The organism is Pelosinus sp. sgz500959, assembly GCF_042610375.1.
Taxonomy (GTDB): domain Bacteria; phylum Bacillota; class Negativicutes; order DSM-13327; family DSM-13327; genus CTSoil-075.
Genome location: NZ_JBGJZL010000007.1, coordinates 111,284 through 129,612, shown reverse-complemented (window position 1 = coordinate 129,612; position 18,329 = coordinate 111,284). Strand labels below are relative to the sequence as shown.

At 38.1% G+C, this 18,329-nt stretch carries 16 protein-coding genes; 3 read left to right on the top strand and 13 right to left on the bottom strand.

Features of this window, described 5'->3' with window-relative positions; all coding sequences use genetic code 11:
• Window positions 1-125: 125 nt before the first annotated feature.
• The 11 genes from ACAN52_RS12695 to ACAN52_RS12645 form a co-directional block, all read right to left on the bottom strand.
• A complete protein-coding gene (locus tag ACAN52_RS12695) occupies window positions 126-980 on the bottom strand; it encodes a methyl-accepting chemotaxis protein (protein WP_378955247.1) in 855 nt (284 codons plus the stop codon).
• 18 nt (window positions 981-998) lie between these two features.
• Window positions 999-2,366, bottom strand: coding sequence for an acetyl-CoA carboxylase biotin carboxylase subunit (gene accC, locus ACAN52_RS12690; protein ID WP_378955245.1), 1,368 nt, complete (start codon window positions 2,364-2,366; stop codon window positions 999-1,001).
• A 91-nt stretch (window positions 2,367-2,457) separates the two neighbouring features.
• Complete coding sequence (locus tag ACAN52_RS12685) at window positions 2,458-3,411, bottom strand: DUF979 domain-containing protein (RefSeq protein ID WP_378955244.1); 954 nt, start codon at window positions 3,409-3,411, stop codon at window positions 2,458-2,460.
• A 1-nt stretch (window position 3,412) separates the two neighbouring features.
• On the bottom strand, window positions 3,413-4,117 hold the full coding sequence (locus ACAN52_RS12680) for a DUF969 domain-containing protein (RefSeq protein ID WP_378955243.1): 705 nt from the start codon (window positions 4,115-4,117) through the stop codon (window positions 3,413-3,415).
• A 28-nt stretch (window positions 4,118-4,145) separates the two neighbouring features.
• Window positions 4,146-4,631 carry an acetyl-CoA carboxylase biotin carboxyl carrier protein gene (gene accB / locus ACAN52_RS12675; protein ID WP_378955242.1) on the bottom strand — a complete coding sequence of 162 codons (486 nt, stop codon included), beginning with the start codon at window positions 4,629-4,631 and terminating at the stop codon, window positions 4,146-4,148.
• A gap of 57 nt (window positions 4,632-4,688) precedes the next feature.
• Entirely contained in the window at window positions 4,689-5,693 is a 1,005-nt protein-coding gene (locus tag ACAN52_RS12670; protein WP_378955241.1) for a biotin-dependent carboxyltransferase family protein, read from the bottom strand.
• Window positions 5,690-6,451: a 5-oxoprolinase subunit PxpB gene (gene pxpB / locus ACAN52_RS12665; protein WP_378955240.1), complete on the bottom strand. Its 762-nt coding sequence runs from the start codon at window positions 6,449-6,451 to the stop codon at window positions 5,690-5,692. Before pxpB (ACAN52_RS12665) ends, ACAN52_RS12670 begins: the two co-directional genes overlap by 4 nt.
• A 32-nt stretch (window positions 6,452-6,483) precedes the next feature.
• A complete protein-coding gene (pxpA, locus tag ACAN52_RS12660; RefSeq protein WP_378955238.1) occupies window positions 6,484-7,248 on the bottom strand; it encodes a 5-oxoprolinase subunit PxpA in 765 nt (254 codons plus the stop codon).
• Window positions 7,249-7,467: 219 nt separating this feature from the next.
• Window positions 7,468-8,415: a biotin-dependent carboxyltransferase family protein gene (locus ACAN52_RS12655; protein WP_378955236.1), complete on the bottom strand. Its 948-nt coding sequence runs from the start codon at window positions 8,413-8,415 to the stop codon at window positions 7,468-7,470.
• A 15-nt stretch (window positions 8,416-8,430) separates the two neighbouring features.
• A complete protein-coding gene (pxpB, locus tag ACAN52_RS12650; protein WP_378955235.1) occupies window positions 8,431-9,171 on the bottom strand; it encodes a 5-oxoprolinase subunit PxpB in 741 nt (246 codons plus the stop codon).
• Between the two features lie 303 nt (window positions 9,172-9,474).
• Window positions 9,475-10,371, bottom strand: coding sequence for a LysR family transcriptional regulator (locus tag ACAN52_RS12645; RefSeq protein ID WP_378955234.1), 897 nt, complete (start codon window positions 10,369-10,371; stop codon window positions 9,475-9,477).
• A 217-nt stretch (window positions 10,372-10,588) separates the two neighbouring features.
• On the opposite strand from ACAN52_RS12645, the gene ACAN52_RS12640 reads away from it, so the two are divergent.
• Window positions 10,589-11,554 carry an SIS domain-containing protein gene (locus ACAN52_RS12640; RefSeq protein ID WP_378955233.1) on the top strand — a complete coding sequence of 322 codons (966 nt, stop codon included), beginning with the start codon at window positions 10,589-10,591 and terminating at the stop codon, window positions 11,552-11,554.
• 104 nt (window positions 11,555-11,658) lie between these two features.
• Here ACAN52_RS12640 and ACAN52_RS12635 read toward each other — a convergent pair whose 3' ends face one another.
• On the bottom strand, window positions 11,659-13,386 hold the full coding sequence (locus ACAN52_RS12635; RefSeq protein WP_378955231.1) for a methyl-accepting chemotaxis protein: 1,728 nt from the start codon (window positions 13,384-13,386) through the stop codon (window positions 11,659-11,661).
• A gap of 207 nt (window positions 13,387-13,593) precedes the next feature.
• A complete protein-coding gene (locus ACAN52_RS12630; RefSeq protein WP_378955230.1) occupies window positions 13,594-16,443 on the bottom strand; it encodes an ATP-binding protein in 2,850 nt (949 codons plus the stop codon).
• Between the two features lie 260 nt (window positions 16,444-16,703).
• Here ACAN52_RS12630 and ACAN52_RS12625 point away from each other — a divergent pair, with 260 nt between their 5' ends.
• Both ACAN52_RS12625 and ACAN52_RS12620 read left to right on the top strand, forming a co-directional pair.
• The gene (locus ACAN52_RS12625) at window positions 16,704-17,147 is read left to right on the top strand and encodes a MerR family transcriptional regulator (protein WP_378955229.1); all 444 of its coding nucleotides are present in this window, start codon (window positions 16,704-16,706) and stop codon (window positions 17,145-17,147) included.
• Window positions 17,134-18,288, top strand: a complete 1,155-nt coding sequence (locus ACAN52_RS12620) for an MFS transporter (RefSeq protein WP_378955228.1) — start codon at window positions 17,134-17,136, stop codon at window positions 18,286-18,288. Before ACAN52_RS12625 ends, ACAN52_RS12620 begins: the two co-directional genes overlap by 14 nt.
• Window positions 18,289-18,329: the final 41 nt, after the last annotated feature.

Below are 18,329 nucleotides of genomic sequence, written 5' to 3'. Positions count from 1 at the left end.
GTAAGCATTTTCCCCATCCATTGATGAGAAAATCCTCTTCTGTCCATGTACTTACTTATAATTTCCGTGCGGACAGACAAAAGTCCTGCCAGATTTCCTGAAGAAATCTGAACAGGACTTTTTTACTATTTTTCATTTGCGCCATTTATCATACTGTCAGAAACGCTGGATAGTTCTCCAGCCATCGTTGCCAATTCTTGACTTACCTTTGTCATTTCTTGTATAGAGTGTTCTTGGTTTTGAACGGTATTATCAATCGTAACTACTTTTTTGTTCATATTGCCAATAGAATCTTGAGTTTTTTTCAAAGAAGAATTAATATTTTTTACTGATTGAGCACTTACAGCTGCCAGTTTTCGGATTTCTTCTGCGACTACGCCAAAACCTCTACCTGCCTCACCTACTCGGGCTGCTTCAATTGCAGCATTAAGGCCTAGCAAATTTGTCTGATTCGATATGGTTTTTATAAAAGTAACAATTTCATCTGTCTGTTGAATCGTATCAGCTAATTCGTTACTCAGTGCACCTAAATCAGCACAAATTGTTGATAGCTCATTTGCGCTCGCTGCCAATTCCTCCATACTCGCAGTAAACTCTTCAGAAGAAGCTGCAAGATTCCCAGCTATACTATGAACTTTTTCTTGATTCATCACTGCCTGAGTCGTGATAAGACAACCAATTGCTTTATTTCCCTCTTTGATGGGAAGTGCACAGGCGATGTATGGAATATCAAAGGCTGATTCTTTCTTTGATATCATACGGACAACTCGGCTACCCGTCGTTATGCATTGTTCACAAACTTGGCCTTTCATCGGCTCTCCTGCCTTAACGCCCAGATCAAAAGACTTACCTGGTACATAGGCTGTATATAGCCCATTCTCGATAACTGATATACCGACATCTTCCACAAATATTTCATTAATATAAGGGGCCAGTTCCGTAAACATCTTTATGATTTCCTGTCCAGAACTTTTGTTCATATTTTTCTACTCCCTAGCCTATCTCTGATCTTTTTTCTCATCAAACATATGACTATATTTATCTAAAAAACCAGTATTAAAGTCTCCACTTTTAAAATTTTCATGAAGAAATAATTTTTTGTGAAAAGGGATGGTCGTATGGATTCCATCAATCACAAACTCATCTAGGACTCGTTTCATTTTTTGAATGGCTTCATGGCGATTTTTTCCCCAGACAATGACTTTTGTCACCATGGAATCATAAAAAGGTAAAATCTCATATCCAGAATAAACTGCACTATCAATTCTTACTCCAAAACCACCTGGTGGAAGATACTTTTCCACTTTTCCTGGTGAAGGCATAAAATTCATTGCTGGATTTTCTGCATTAATTCGACATTCTATAGCCCAGCCATTCATTTTTACATCATCTTGTGCAAAGGATAGAGGGTTTCCTGCGGCGACAGAAATTTGCTCTTGGATCAAATCAATCCCTGTTACCATTTCAGTGACACCATGTTCAACTTGGATTCGAGTATTCATTTCCATGAAATAAAATTCATTATGTTTATCGAGAAGAAATTCTACCGTTCCTGCTCCATGATAAGTTACAGCATGAGCAGCGAGTACTGCTGCACGCCCCATCTTATCCCGCAATTCTTGATTAAGAGCAGGAGATGGTGCTTCTTCCACAAGTTTTTGGTGACGACGTTGAATCGAGCAATCTCTTTCACCAAGATAGACGACATGTCCATGTTGATCAGCCATAAGCTGAATCTCAACATGCCTCGGCTCTTCTAAATATTTTTCTAAATAGACGCCAGCATTACCAAAAGTAAGTTCAGCTTCTTTCTGTGCCTGACGAATGGCTTTTAACAGTTCTCCTTCATCGACTGCAACCCGCATGCCTTTACCGCCACCACCAGCTGTTGCCTTTACAATGACGGGATAACCAATTTGGTGGGCAACTTTGATTGCAACTTCTACATCATCAATAAGTCCATCAGTGCCAGGAACAATGGGAACGCCCGCTTTTTTCATGGTTTCTCTGGCAATCGCTTTCGCACCCATTTTACTAATAGCATCAGCTGTTGGTCCAATATATGTGATATCATACTCAGCACAAGTTGCTGCAAAATCTGCATTTTCAGCAAGAAATCCATACCCTGGATGAATGGCATCTGCTTGCGTCTTTTGAGCAACACTTAGTATATTGATTACATTTAAATAGCTATCTTTAGAAGGCGTAGGTCCAATGCAATAAGATTCATCTGCCATTTTTACGTGTAATGCATGCTGATCTGCTTCTGAATAAATAGCAACTGTTGCAATTCCCATTTCACGACAAGCTCTGATAATTCTTACCGCAATTTCTCCTCGATTGGCAATCAGCACTTTTTTAAACATTTTTTTATTCCCCTTTGTGATTCCAATTAGGATCAAAGAAAACTTGGCTTACGCCAAGCTTTCTACGTCCTTGCTTGGAATCAAGAATTTTTTAGAATACAAGAAAGTACATTAAAAATACATTTACAATGAGCAACATAATTGCCGTCGGCACTTGGGCTTTGATAACACCATTTTTATCAGGTAAATCGAGCAATGCCGCAGGTACAATATTATAATTTGCAGCCATTGGTGTCATCAGCGTACCACAATAACCAGAAAACATACCAATGGCCGATAAAATGGCAGGATCTCCTCCATGTAATTTAACAATCAAAGGTAAACCAATTCCAGCAGTCATCACAGGAAAAGCCGCAAAAGCATTACCCATAATCATGGTAAATAAGGCCATGCCTACAGTATAAGCAAAAACAACCATAAATCGATTATCAACAGGAATGGCTGCACTGACCAAATCAGAAACGACCTGCCCTACACCTGCAGCTGCGAATAACGCTCCTAATGTTGCTAATAATTGAGGTAAAACAGCCGCCCAACCAATTGCATCAATCAAGCGTCTAGACTCTTTAATCGGACGTATTCCTTTTTCCTTGGTCAACACCATTGCTGCTATTAATGCAATGATACATGCAACACCTAAACTAACAAGAGTGATATTTCCTTTATCTAATAAATCCAAGCCTGCAATCTTAATATCCTTGAGCCCAATTGTTCCAAATACAGTAATGATGGGAATTAAGAGCGCAGGGAGGAATAACCAGTTTCCCATTTTTTTCGATTTTTCCAAACGTTGTTTTACCGTTGCTTCATCATGTTTACCAATACATACACCGCCAAATCCAGCAATGATAGCCATTAAGATTACAATGATCCCCATATATTTAGGATCGATCGACGTACCAAATAAAAATGAAATAGCATAAAATCCCCAAAAGGCTCCTGTTAATATTCGTTTTGGATTGCCTTTATCTCTAAATGCTAACAAAGCAATCAGTGCGATAAAAATACCTGCAATGTAATAAATATAATTTAAGCTGACAATCATATTATTTCATCTCCTTTACGTGTACATGCTCAGCGACTCCGCCCTGCACTTCACGAGCAATCATACGATCAAGTAAATATAATCTCACACCATGAATGATAAAGGCAGCAATTGCAGTCGGAATACCCCATACGGCAATTTGTAATGGTTCAAGTATAATTCCATTTTGTTCAAAGAAACCTTTCATGAGTAAAACTGCACCAAAGGCAATAAAAATATCTTCACCAAAAAATACTCCTACATTATCGGCTGATGCCGCAAAAGCTTTAATTTTATTACGTGTACTTTCTGGCAAGGTTCCATGCCTATTTTCTGCCGCCGCTTCTGCCATCGGAGCAATGAGTGGTCGAACCATTTGCGCATGGCCTCCTAAGGCCGTTAAACCGATCGCCGCTGCAAATTCACGAATAAAAAGATAGAGAATCAAAAGACGTCCAGTCGTTGCAACTTTTATTTTTCCAATTAACTCCTGGGCTTGTTCCTTTAAGCCATTTCTTTCTAAAAGTCCAATAACGGGTAGAGTCAGAATAAATAAAGAAAGATAACGATTTTTAATAAATGCTTCACCAAAAATGGTCAGTATTTTTTCCATTGGCATATTTCCTGCTAAACCAGTTACAATTCCAGCTACAACCACAACAAGTAATGGATTAAACCTCAATACAAAGCCAACAATAACGACCGCAATACCAAGTAGTGTTAACATATTCAATTCCCCCTTTACCTATTTTTATTTATAATTTAACTTTTACCAGAAATAGAGGTTGACCATATTCAATAAAATCTCCATCGTGGGCGAGCATCTCCACCACTTCTCCACATACGCCCGCTTCAACTTCATTAAATAATTTCATGGCTTCTAATACACATACAATGGTATTTGGCTGAATCTGCTCACCAATTTTGACAAACCCATCTGCTCCTGGCTCAGGAGTCGAATAAAAGGTGCCTACTGTTGGAGATACGATTTCATGTAAATTTTTATTATCGTTAGCAATTTTTTCAATCACTTGCTCCCCCTTTCCTACTGAAGGAACAGTTGTTAGAGAATCAACTTTCAAATCACTAGCACTCTTTTTTTGCTGTGATCCTTCTTGACCAAGATGATTTGCCGTTTTTGAGATAACAATCTTGGTTTCTTCCTGTTCCAGTTCAAAATGTTGTATCGATGACTGATTGATTAGATTGATAATCTCTCTGATTTCTTCAAATGTAAGCATGACATTTCCACTCCTTTTTCTCTTTAAAAACAGTCTTCGATTAACGCTGAATCTTCACTATGACATTTTGAAACGAATTGCAATTCCCAAGTTTTTAATTTCTTTTTCTCTTGCAATATATAACTGCTCAGCCTCTGCCAAAGAAATTTCTTGAAAGAGGATCGTGCCTCCTGGTTTAGTTTGGGCAACGATAGAACTATCCACTGTAATCACCTGAGCAAACTTAGGATATCCACCTACGGTTTGTCGATCAGCGAGTAATAGAATCGGATTTCCATCTGGCGGCACTTGAATTGTCCCAAGAGTAACGGCTTCAGAAACCATTTCTAGTGGTTTTGCCAACTGTAAGTTTGGCCCTGTTAAGCGATAGCCCATTCGATCCGATTGGTTTGTGACTTGAAAAGGACATTGAAAAAATTGACTTTTACTCTCTGATGTAAAATGTTCAAACTGACTCCCCACCGTTACCCGGATCTTACTAGGCTGAGAATGATGAGGGATGGATATCTTTTCTGCATGCCAGGCTGTTGAAGCAAATGAATGGGATGACAATTTTTTCATAAGAGATTCCACTATTCGAAGAGATATTTCTTGGGGTGATCCCAATTTCAAGACATCGTCCTTCGCCATAGCCCGCCCTTGAAAGCCTCCGATTCCAGCCCGCAGATAGGTACTTTTACTCCCCATCACTTCAGGAATTTCATATCCACCTGCAACAGACAAATAAGAACGACAACCAGATTGACAAGCTCCAAATTGCAGAATAGTTCCTTTCTTTACATAAACTGGTCTCCACATGGGAACTGGCTCTCCATTGATTGTTGGCGATAAGTCTCCCCCAGTAATGGCAATGAGAATATCTTTTTCTACAAGCAGCGAAGGTCCCATTAAAGTCATCTCCAGGGTGGCCTCTCCCTCTTTATTACCCACTAAAAGATTGGCAACACGCAGAGCGTAAGAATCCATAGCACCACTAACGATTACTCCGTATTTTTGATATCCATATCTCCCTAAATCTTGAATACTGGTAAGAAGACCTGGCCTAAGAACGGTTATGCTCATTGCTCTTCCCCCTTATATTCTGTATATTCTTTCTGGGAAATGGGATAAAATCGAATGACATCTCCTGATTGCAAAAGACTTGGCGGATTATCATTGGGACGAAAAAGCTCTAAAGGGGTGCGACCGATCAACTGCCATCCACCTGGCGTTTCGATAGGATAGACACCTGTTTGCATTCCAGCAATCCCTACTGATCCCGCCGGAATTGACATACGAGGTGATTGACGCCTCGGAGTCGAAATTTTTTCAGACATACCACCTACATAAGGAAATCCAGGAGCAAATCCAATCATATACACTAAATATTGACCATTTGTATGGATCTTAATGACTTCATCGATAGGCAGTTGATTATATTCGGCCACATATTCTAAATCGGGTCCAAATTCCCCACCATAACAGACTGGAATCTCGACAATTCTTGGTGTATGATCAACTTTATGACTGAGCTTAGCAAGTATTTCCCTTACGCTAGTCGAAAGGATCGTATAAGAAAGTTGATCTTTACCTAAAACGGCATCAACTTGTAACTTTTTAACTTGAATTGGATCGTAAACGATGGTTACACTTGAGAATGCTGCTATATATTCAATCATTCCCGGCAAGGGATGGCGGTCAAGATACTCGGTTAATGCATTAACTTTTTGGTGTATTTTCGGGTCAATACCTTTTCCGAATTCAATTAAAATAGCCGATTCACCAAAGGGAATGATCTCTATATCAGAATCAAAATTAATACTTATTTGGCTCAATTTCATTACCTCATTCTATTAAAATTTAAAGTTCTCTCTTATTTAGCACCTACTGCCTGAAGATCGATGTTAGATTTCTCAAGAAATTGCCGAATGAGACGAGCAAATATGAGGGCATGAGAACCATCACCATGAATACAAACTGTATCTGCTTGTATTACAATATCTTTTCCTTGCTGAGACAAGACTTTGCCTTCTTTAATCATGCGAACAACTTGGGAAACGGCTTGTTCATCATCAGTAATCAGTGCATTTGATTGAGTTCTCGGCGTGAGGGTTCCATCCATTTGATAGGTACGATCAGCAAATACTTCATGAGCTGTTGTGAGTCCGATTTTTTCTCCTGCAGAAACGAGTTCACTTCCCGAAAGACCAAATAAAATCAGACTCGGATCAACCTTATAAACGGCTCGCGCAATGGCTTCAGCAAAATCTTGTTTCTTGGCTGCCATATTATAGAGAGCACCATGGGGTTTTACATGTTGCATTGTTCCCCCTTCAGATTTAACAAAACCAGCAAGGGCACCAATTTGATAGACAACCATGTCATAGACCTCTTGAGGAGAAACATCCATATTTCGCCGACCAAAACCAATGAGATCAGGAAAGCCTGGATGAGCTCCAATTGCCACTTTATTTTGAAGAGCAAGTTGTACAGTTTTACGCATAACACTGGGATCTCCTCCATGAAATCCACAGGCAATATTTGCTGACGTCAAAAAAGGTAGGATGTCTTCATCGACTCCGATGGTATAAGCACCAAAACTTTCTCCCAAATCACAGTTCAAATCTACCCGATACATATAAATCCCTCTTTTCTCCTTGTTTAGTACCTACAGTAAAAAGGCGCTTCAAACAAAGATTTCTCTTTGCCTGAAGCGCCTTTGCTTCCTATTATTATATGGTTGTGTGAACCTTGAACTCATAATACCATCCAAGGTTTCAGATGTAAATTTGAAAAAAACAATAGGGTACTTCAATTTTATTGAAGTACCCTATTGAGCATATTTTCTCCTGATTTTTTAGGATAAATAATTCATTGATGCTGCAATACGCAAGTAGGACTGTTTTTCATAGCGTAATGCATGAATGGCTTCTTCCTCAGTCACTAGCATAAAAGAAATACGATCACCTGGTCGTGCCTGCGCTAACTTTGATAAATCTACACGAATGACTGATCCAATTTTGGCAAACCCTCCTGTCGTTTGATGATCAGCTGTCATAATAAACGGCATACCATTATCCGATATTTGAATCGCACCTTGCCATATGGCATCAGATACAATATCAGCTTTCCCTTTAGGCTTAATCATTGGACCTTTAAGACGGTAACCTGTTCTCCCTGCTTGCTCTGATACAACATAAACACTTTGTAAAAAAGTCTGAATCATGCTTTCAGTGAACAGATCATCTTGAGGGCCTAATAAAACTCTGAGCCTAATTTCCTCTGTATATTGAGGAATAAATTCGACTTCTAAATTACGTGGCTGTACCTGACCAGCCTGATCATTTCCAACATAAAATACATCTCCTTGCCGCAAAGTTCTGCCTTCATATCCTCCCACCTTTGCCCGTGCATAAGTAGATCGGCTACCTAAAATCATGGGAATCTCAAGCCCTCCGCCCACAGCTAAATATGTACGATAGCCAATGATCGTTCGATTAAAGCGAATTTCCCCGCCTTTAGGAATGATAAAGGATGACCAATTTTTTATAGAAACGCCGTTTAATTCTCCTTGCATATCAGCACCGCATACAGCGACAAATTGCTTCTCATCAAATTTGAATGCGCCTCCAAATCCAGTCATCTCGAACATGGCAGCATCGTCTCGATTGCCAACCAATAAATTGGCAACAGCATAAGCATATTGATCCATTGCTCCAGCAACAGGCATACCATAAGCCTGATACCCAAAACGCCCTCGGTCTTGAATGGTTGTAGAATCCCCTTGTTGAATGGTTGTAATCATCCTTAGTCACCGCCCTTATATTTGACTGATTTTAGGCTTGTAGTTTCCTTTTTCTACTTCCTGGCGAATGGCAAAATACTCATCAATTCCAACATGAACAAAATGTAAATAATCACCTGAGGAAACTAAAAAAGGATTGTTATCCTTAGAGTTAAAAGCTTTAATAGGGGTACGCCCAATGAGCCACCATTCTCCTTTACTTTCCGTCGGGTAGAAGCCCGTTTGATTACCACCAATCCCGACAGATCCTGCTGGAATATTAATCCGTAATTTTTCCTGCCGTGGCACGGCAATTTGATCTGGAAGCCCTCCTAGATAAGGAAATCCAGGTGTAAAACCTAACATATAAACCAAATATGGTTTTGAAGTGTGAATTTTAATGACTTCCTGAGCTGATAAACCAACTGATCGAGCTACGAATTCTAAATCTGGGCCTAAAACACCTCCATAGCAAACAGGAATCTGAACAATCTTAGCTCCTAAGCACTCCTTATCGAGTTGATGAAGTTCACTAATCATTTCTGTAATAATCTGTGATAACTCCTGACGTGTCACGACTAATGGGTTAAAATAGACGGCTAGTGATCGATAGGTCGGTACCAATTCAATAATCCCCGCGATCTTCTTCCTATTCAATAATCTAGTACATTGCTGAACAAGTGCATTGATTTCAGGGGAAATAGTCGCCCCAAATTCAAGGATTAATCCATGTTCACCTGCAACTAGCAGCTTCACTCCATTGATATCCTGATTCATTGTATACTTCAACTCGATTCATTAAATTTTCCCTACTAAAAAATAAGTTAAAATAAACCAAAAAGAGGCATATAGATGCATCACATCTATAGCCCCATTGCTAACTATGCTAAATGAAAGATTTTGAACAGTAAACACGGAAGATCGATCTAAACCTGATTCCATGTCTTCGGCAAATTAACACTATAACTGTCAACTTCTTTACTATATCATTATTTAAAATTATAGATTACTCTAACATATCCTTCGCCCAAAAACAATCCCTTATTTTTGGCAGAAAATCATTTAAAAAAGGGGTACAACTTATTTAAGCAATCGATCTTCTATTAATTTGATAAATGCTCGTATGGCATGAGAAATCCACTTATCTTTATGATAAACCACATATGCATTGGTTTGAAAATCAGGCCCCTTCCATGGCAATGCAATCAACGCTCCGATTTTTAGTTCTTCTTTTACAACAGAAACTGGTAATAAACTAATCCCTAAATTACTCATCACAAATTTTTTGATGGTCTCACTATGACATATTTCTAAAATAGCTTTTGGCTGAATAGCAGCTTTGGACAAACTTTCGATCAAGATCCGTTGATAACTGGTTCCTGAATCACTAAAAATAAGCCTTTGTTCTTGTAAATCCTTTATTTCTATACTGCCAAGTTTAGACAAAACATGGTTTGGTGAAGCAACCATGGCAATGGGCTCCGACCACAAAAATTGACTCACTAAATCTTTATCCGTCATGTTAGGATCAAGAAAAAAAGCTAAGTCCATCATATTCTTACGCAATAAATTACGAAAATCATGATCGACACTAAATTTAATCTTTAACTCAACTTCCGGATATAACGATATATATTCTTCTAATAAATTATTTAAGGATGATATACACAAAGACTCTGGCATTCCAATGATAATAGGCCCCTTTGGTACAACACAGGTATCTAGTTCATTTTTCGCATCTTCAGCTAATTTAATAATTTTTTCCGCATAATTATACAATCTTTCCCCATCTGTTGTCAGCATCAATTGCTGTCCAAATCGTTCAAAAAGAAGAGTATTCAAATCTTTTTCTAACAGTTGAATATGAGTTGTCACTGTCGATTGAGTATAAGATAAGTATTGGGCTGCTTGCGAGAAATTCCCTAATTTTACAATACTCATAAATGTTTTTAATTGCCGAATTTCCAATCCATTCATCACCTTCATTGCAACTAAATCTAGATTATATTACTTTTCATGTTCTCAATGATCATTTTATATACATTCCCTTAAATAAACAATAGTAAATGTAATACTTTTTTTAACTACTTCTTCTTAACTTTGTTGAGTTTTTATGTAAAAAACCTTGTAATTTGTAAATACTTTATATACTATAGATGAGAAGAAATAAACATGTATGATGGAGGTTTTCTTAATGATTGAACAAGCAAAGCAAGTATTAAGAATAGAAGCAGATGCTATAGAAACCCTTATATCTCGCATTGATGAACAGTTTGTCAAAGCTGTTAATATGATCCTCGAAGGAAAAGGTCGGGTTATCGTAACAGGTATGGGTAAACCTGGGCATATTGGTCAAAAAATCACCGCCACATTACTCAGTACTGGTACACCAGCTTTTTTCTTACATCCAGCAGAAGGTATCCACGGAGATTTGGGCATGGTCACGAAGGACGATATTGTCTTGGCTATCTCCAATAGCGGAGAAACTACTGAAATTGTTAATATTTTAGCACCCATTCGTCGGATCGGAGCCAAAATCATTGCGATCTGCGGTCGAGAACATTCTACATTGGCTCAAAATGCAGATATTTTTCTTGATGCTTTCGTAGAAAAAGAAGCATGTCCTCTCGGACTTGCACCAACAACAAGTACGACTGTTGAATTGGCGCTAGGAGATGCCTTAGCAGTCGTTTTAATGTCTGCCCGTAAATTTACTCCTGAAGATTTTGCTGTTTTTCATCCTGGCGGCGCTCTTGGCAGAAAGTTACTACTCAAAGTTGAAGATATTATGCATGCTGGACAAGAAAATCCAACAGTTACCTTACATCAAACTGTCAAAGAAGCCTTATTTGTTATCACCGCGAAAGGCTTAGGCGCGACTTCCATCGTAGATGAAAATAATCGTTTATTAGGACTAATTACCGATGGTGACATTCGGCGCAGTTTAGAAAAAGGCCATGATTTCCTTAATGAAAAAGTAGATAAATTAATGACTACAAGTCCCCGTACCATCAGCGCCGATAAATTAGCAGCGCAAGCTCTAAACATGATGGAAAGTAATAAGCCAAAACCTATCACTGTACTCCCCGTCGTTGATCATCATGAGCATGTCATTGGTATGATTCATTTGACTGACTTACTACGTCAAGGAGTCGTATAAAAATATATCCTATTTTTGTCTTTCGAAAAAGGACGGTTAAAACCTTATGTTTTAACCGTCCTTTTTATGATGGATTATACTATTGAAATGAAGCTAAACAATCACTAAAGGCTAAACTGACCAACTATTTCTCGAAGATCTGCTGCTAATTTAGCAAGACTTTGACTTGAAATAGCAATTTCTTCCATAGATGCTGATTGTTCTTCTGTGGCTGCCGATACGTTTTGAGCTTCTCCAGCAGTCGTTTTACTCAAATTATCAATACGTTGTACAGATGCTACAATTTGTTGATTACCAACTGAAATCTGACCAACAGTAGTTGAAATTTCCTTCCCCTGTAGCGATACTTGATTGACTAAGGCTACGATTTCTTTAAAAGCCTGTCCAGCAATCGTAACAACTTCTGCTCCAAGTTTCACTTCACGCGTACCATGATTCATCGCCAATACAGCTTTATCAGTATCACCTTGAATCTCACCAATCAATAGGGCAATTTGTTTTGCAGCTTCTTGAGATTGCTCAGCTAATTTACGCACTTCTTCTGCTACCACAGCAAATCCACGCCCTTGCTCACCAGCACGCGCAGCTTCAATGGCAGCATTGAGTGCTAATAGATTAGTCTGTCCAGCAATACCTGATATCGTATCAATAATCTGACCAATTTCCTTCGATCTCTGACCTAATTCAGCTACGACTTGAGCGGAAGTATTAACAGTCTCTTCAATCTGGTTCATTTGACTAACTGCTTGATTGATTGACGCACTACCATCATTTGCTTTATTGGCAGTCTGCTCCGATTGCTTAGCGACTTCATTCGTAGTGTCCACGACTTGCTGAATACGAGTTGACATCTGCTCTACAACAATAGTCGTCTCATTGGCAGCAGTCAATTGTTCTTCTGCACTGGTAGCTACATCACTAATTGATGCCGCGACTTGGTTAGCAACTTGGGAAGATTGTTCTGCACTCGCTGTCAATTCTTCACTTGATGCAGCCAGTTGCTCTGATTCTTCCAATATTTTACCAATCAAAGTTCTCATACTGTTTCGCAAGCTGGCTAACGATTGGCCGATTGCGCCGAACTCATCTTTGCGAGAAATAAGCGTCTGATCAATCACTGCACAATAATCCCCCTCCGCCATACGATCAAGAGAGATAATTGTTCTTTTTATCGGTGCAGTAATCACCTTGGTTAAGAATAAACTTAGAGCTATACCGATCAAAAGTATAATACTAGACAAGGTCATGGACAAGTTTCGAGCAACTGAAGCATTTTTTTCAGATTGTAGAACTTGCTCATTTACAATTTTAGAATTTTCATCTACGATCTTTGATAATGCTTTTTGAAGTTCTTGTGCAAAAGGAGTCAATTCTTTCGTGGTCGCACTACTTACCGCTTCAGCTTGAGCCTGTTTAATTCCATCGCCACTTTTCCGCGCAGTATGTCCATCGTTGAGGCTAGGAATAAGCCTGTCCTTAACACCTGTATAATATGTATTTGTATCACCGATTAATTTTTCAATTGCTGGCTTTTGGTCAGGTTTTGCTTTAGCAAGAATCTGTTTTTCTAGTTCTAATACAGTATTCATGCGATCAATAAAACCCTGACGGTTATTTTCATTGCCATCGGCAATAAACCGTCTAATCTCAAGCACTGCTCCCGTATAGACATTTTCAGCTTTTGATGCAAGAAGGGCTTTTGCATTTGCCTCTTCAATGGCAGTAAGACTCACTGCATTTTCATGGGCTGTATAATAGAAACTCCCCCCTAATACTGATATCAACAATAAAATAATCCCTAAACCAAGTCTGATTTTTGTTCCTATTTTCATCCCAACGCTCCCTATCTTATTTATTTCTCTATTCAAAAGTCCCTCTATTTATTAGATATCTTCTCATTGATTACAATCAATAACAATCATTCTTTAAAGACTGAGGGATATTACCTAAGAATTGATATTATATCATTACTGGTCAAAATGCAATATGTTAGATTATTGGGAAATGATCTTTTATTGAATGCTGTAGATTTTAAACAATTATTTAATACCTAACCACTTACTCATCACCTGATTCAGTTCATTAATCTCAATAGGTTTTGAAATATAATCATCCATACCAGCCTGCAAACATTTTTCTCGATCTCCTTTCAAAGCGTAGGCTGTCATCGCAATAATTGGTGTGGAGAACTGTGTATTCTTCTCTTTTAATCGTAGGATACTCGTTGCAGCGTAACCGTCTAAATAAGGCATATTAATATCCATGAAAATGAGATCAAAGGACTCTTTTTCAAAAGCAGTGATCGCTTCTTTTCCATTTTCCACTGCAATAATCTCAAAACCTTTTCGCTTTAGAAGAATTGTCATAATATCCCGACTCACTAAATCATCTTCAGCAAGTAGAATTTTTTTATTCTCTAGAACTTGATGTTCAATAAGCTCATTATGAACAACCTCTCTTACATTTTTTTCTTCTCCAAACCCAAAGACAGCAGTAAAAAAGAAACGACTTCCTACATTTTCTTTGCTTTCTACACCTATTTCTCCATCCATTATCTCAATCAATTTTTTTGAAATGGCGAGACCAAGTCCTGTACCGCCAAATTGTCTCGTATGAGAATCATCCACTTGGCTAAAGCGTTTAAAAAGTTTATCTAATTTATTATCAGCGATTCCAACCCCTGTATCCGTTACAACAAACCTCAACTTGACAGTATCCTGAGTAATTTCTTCGCTATAAACATTGACTATAATTTCACCTTGTGCTGTAAATTTAACTGCATTCCCTACTAAATTGGAAAGCACTTGTCGTAATCGAACGGAATCACCAATAATATGATTTGGTATCTTCTGATCAATTTCTAAGGTCATACGTAGACCCTTTTGTTTGGCACCAACATCAAATAAAGTCATCACTTCATGCATTGTATTTCGAAGTTCAAAAGGTCTTTTTTCTAAATCAATTTTACCAGATTCAATTTTTGAGTAGTCTAAAATATCATTAAGTACTCTTAGTAATGATATGGTCGACGCCTTCACGGTTGTTAGATATTCTCTTTGTTCCGCTGCTAACTCCGTCATCAGAGTGATATCTGTCATCCCAATAATTCCATTCATTGGTGTTCTGATTTCATGAGACATATTCGCAAGAAATTGACTCTTTGCAGCATTGGCAGCTTCAGCCTTTTCCATAGCAAGAATGATTTTTTCCTGTGCCTTTTTTTGCTCCGTAATATCCTCCACCATACATAGATGACGAGGATTTCCTTGTCCCTGAACTCTTAGAGGAGCAATCGTCACATTCATCCAAATTTCAGAGCCATCTGGATGAATATATCGTTTATTTATATTGGAACATATGATTCCATGACAATTCAATAAGTCCATATTCTCTAAGTCTTTTTGCAAATCATCTGGATGAGTGATGCTCATCCAATCCGTATTGAACAGTTCTTCCTTCGTTTTACCAATGATCTCAGCAAATCTCGAATTGACTTCATAAATACATCCCGTTAATGAGTCAATTAAGGCAATTCCTAAAGGTGCTTGCTCAAACATGATTCTAAATCGTTCTTCACTCTTTTTGAGTATATTATTTAATTCATCTAACTGACTCGTGCGCTCTTTAACCTTATCTTCGAGCTTGTCATTTAAGTTTTTTATTTCCTTTTCGACTTTTTGTCGTTCAAAAATTTCTTCCTCAAGCGTCGCATTGGTTTCTTCAAGTTGATAATTGATCTTTTCGATCTCAATGACTTTACTCTCTAGTTTGACCTCATTTTCCTTGAGTAAACTGACAGTATTTTCGATCTTACGGCTCATTTGAATGAAAGTTTCACATAAAATGCCTAATTCATAGATTGTCGTGCCTACCTTTTTATCACGACCAACCATTTCATATTTTTCTTCCGCAATCAAGTTTGACTGTCCGATCAACCAATCAATTGGTCTTTTAAGTCGATTGGTTATTAATGTGCCTAGAGGTAGAATTAATAACAATAAAAAAATCGTTCCAACAGCCATCATCGTTACTTGTTTATAAATAGGCGCAAGGACTTCTTTTTCATCGATCTTACCAATAATCGTCCACCCCCGCCCTGGAATGTCCTGGTAAGCCCCCACCGCTTTATCACCCGAGTAAGTAGTCCAAGTGGCGATACCCGTTTCGCCAAAATGGATATTAGTCAAAGCCTCATCTGGTAATTTCAATTTTAAAACTGCGCTGCCTTTAATGATACCTTTCTCATTCAATGCATTGATAGATCTAGGCTCAGTAACCAATGTCCCTTGGCGATTTACAAGGTATGTATCCTCCGTTTCACCAACCCAATTATCATGGAAGATCTTTTCTAAGGTTGTCGTTTTTATCGAACCTAAGATCAATCCTTGAAAATTCCCAGTGTAATCATAAATTGGGGAAGAAAAGTTTATGAGAGGTAAACCACTATTGCGCCCAATAACTACATCAGAAATGTACTCTTTCCCTAATAAAGCTGCTTGGAAATAAGGCCTATCAGTTACCGACGGATATTGTATCCCTAAACTTAGAGTTGACATTTTAAACAATCCATCTTTCGTGATGTATGATAGAGAATCAAAGTTTTCATCTGCCTGTTGCTTTAAATAGAGAGCATCTTTCATTTTCTGCTCATCTAATTTTCGAAAATCATCTGTCCAGCTCAATTCGCGAACTGTTGAAGCCCGTTCTCCCAGCCAAAAGCCAATCAGCCTCTCCTGGGAACGGACTCGCTGCCCAATCAATTCCAAGTTTTGTTGCTTCGCTACTGAAATTTGTCCAACGGTGTAAATCGCCATAATCAGCAGGCTGGGAACTACAATTAATAACACTGCCCATATTCTAAATTGGCGTTGCAATGTTTGATTCTTCATATCCAAACTCCTCATTCCCATTTTTCATATTTTTTATTGAATGGCAAGTAAAACTCAAGAAATCGAATCGGCAAAGATAAAAAATAGTAAATTCAGATAAATAATATTTAGCCATAAAACACAAAAAACCTGCTCTATCCCGACAATATCCGATATTTTTTATAGAATATATTTTATTAAATCTTTAAACATCGCCAACATTGACATTAACGTTAACGTTATATATAATAAATTCATGAAAAATAGGAGGGGGAAATCAATTGACCTATAAAATTGAAGAAGTTGCCAAACAAACTGGCCTTACAAAACGAGCTCTTCGTTATTATGAAGAACTCGGATTAATTCAACCATCGACGCGAACCGATGGTGGCTATAGACTTTATAGTGAGGAAGATATTACCCAAATTAAGTATGTAAAAATGAGCAGAGAACTACTTGGTGTTTCCTTAGGAGAATTAAAAGAATACATTGACCTTGAAAAACAAACCGAAATTTTGAGGCGCGATTATTGGCGAACGGATAATAAGGAACAAACCCAGGCACTCGAACGCTTAGAGCAAGCAATCAATCAGCAACGTTTGTTTTTATTACAAAAGATTAAAAGCATGAATCAAATTGTAGAAGTTTTCAACGAGAAACTTGAAAGAATAGCTAAAAAGAAACAACAATTACATAACGAGGTGTTAACTAATGGTCAAGAATGATAAAAAATCAATGTATATCACCGTATTCGCTGCTTTTCTTGCATTTATGGGAATGGGAGTTGTCGATCCAATCCTTCCTGTAATCGCCAAACAAATAGGAGCTAAACATTGGGAAGTAGAAATGCTTTTCTCAGCTTATATTTTCACAATGGCGTTTATTATGATTCCAGCTGGAATGGCTTCAAACCGCTTTGGCGAAAAAAAAGTAATGGTTGTAGGATTATTTGTGGTAGCAATATCGGCTATGTTATGTGCTTTTTCCAACACAATCCCCCAACTCTCAATCTTTCGATCCATTTGGGGGTTAGGTAATGCTATGTTTTTTGCTACTGCTATTACGTTACTTATTTCCATGGCACCCGATGTGAGTGCTGGCGTAGGAGCTTTCGAGACAGCAATTGGCCTCGGTTTAGCAACAGGTCCATTAGTTGGTGGATTTCTAGGTCAAATAAACTGGCGGTATCCATTTGCAACGACTAGTATTTTAGTCTTTATCGCCTTTTTATTAGCTGCTTTTTTCATTCAACAGCCAAAACAACTTCACAGAAAGAGTCACGGCCTCAGTGAATTGGTAGAATTAATACAATATATGCCCTTTTTAACTGTTGCTTTATCTGCCATGTTATATTTTTTCGGATTTTTCACAGTACTAGCCTACTCGCCACTGTTACTTAATTTATCAGCTATCGAATTGGGTTATGTTTTCTTTGGCTGGGGATTAATGTTAGCCTATGGTTCAGCTAAACTTGCACATCAATTAGAAAGTCAAATACAGCCAAAGATTGCATTAACTGCTAGCCTATTGGCTTTTGCCCTTATTCTTCTTGCTATTTTTCTAGTCGATCATCATATCATCCGCTTACTTCTTATTATCTTATCTGGTTTGGTTTGTGGGTTAACGAATGCTTTATTTACCACCTATGTAATGGAAATTTCCCCCTATGAAAGGGGAATTACTTCAAGTGCCTATAATTTAGTACGTTGGTTAGGTGCCGGCATTGCACCAATTGCCTCTGGACTCATCTCAGAACATATTGGTGCTACATACCCTTATTTAATTTCATGTTCCCTCGTAGTCATCGGTCTTTTGCCTTTTATAAAAGGTACAACGAGTGCCGTCCTCGCGGACGAAGAAGTTTAATCCATACGTTAGACAGCCTGTCCGCTTTATTTAAAAGGGGA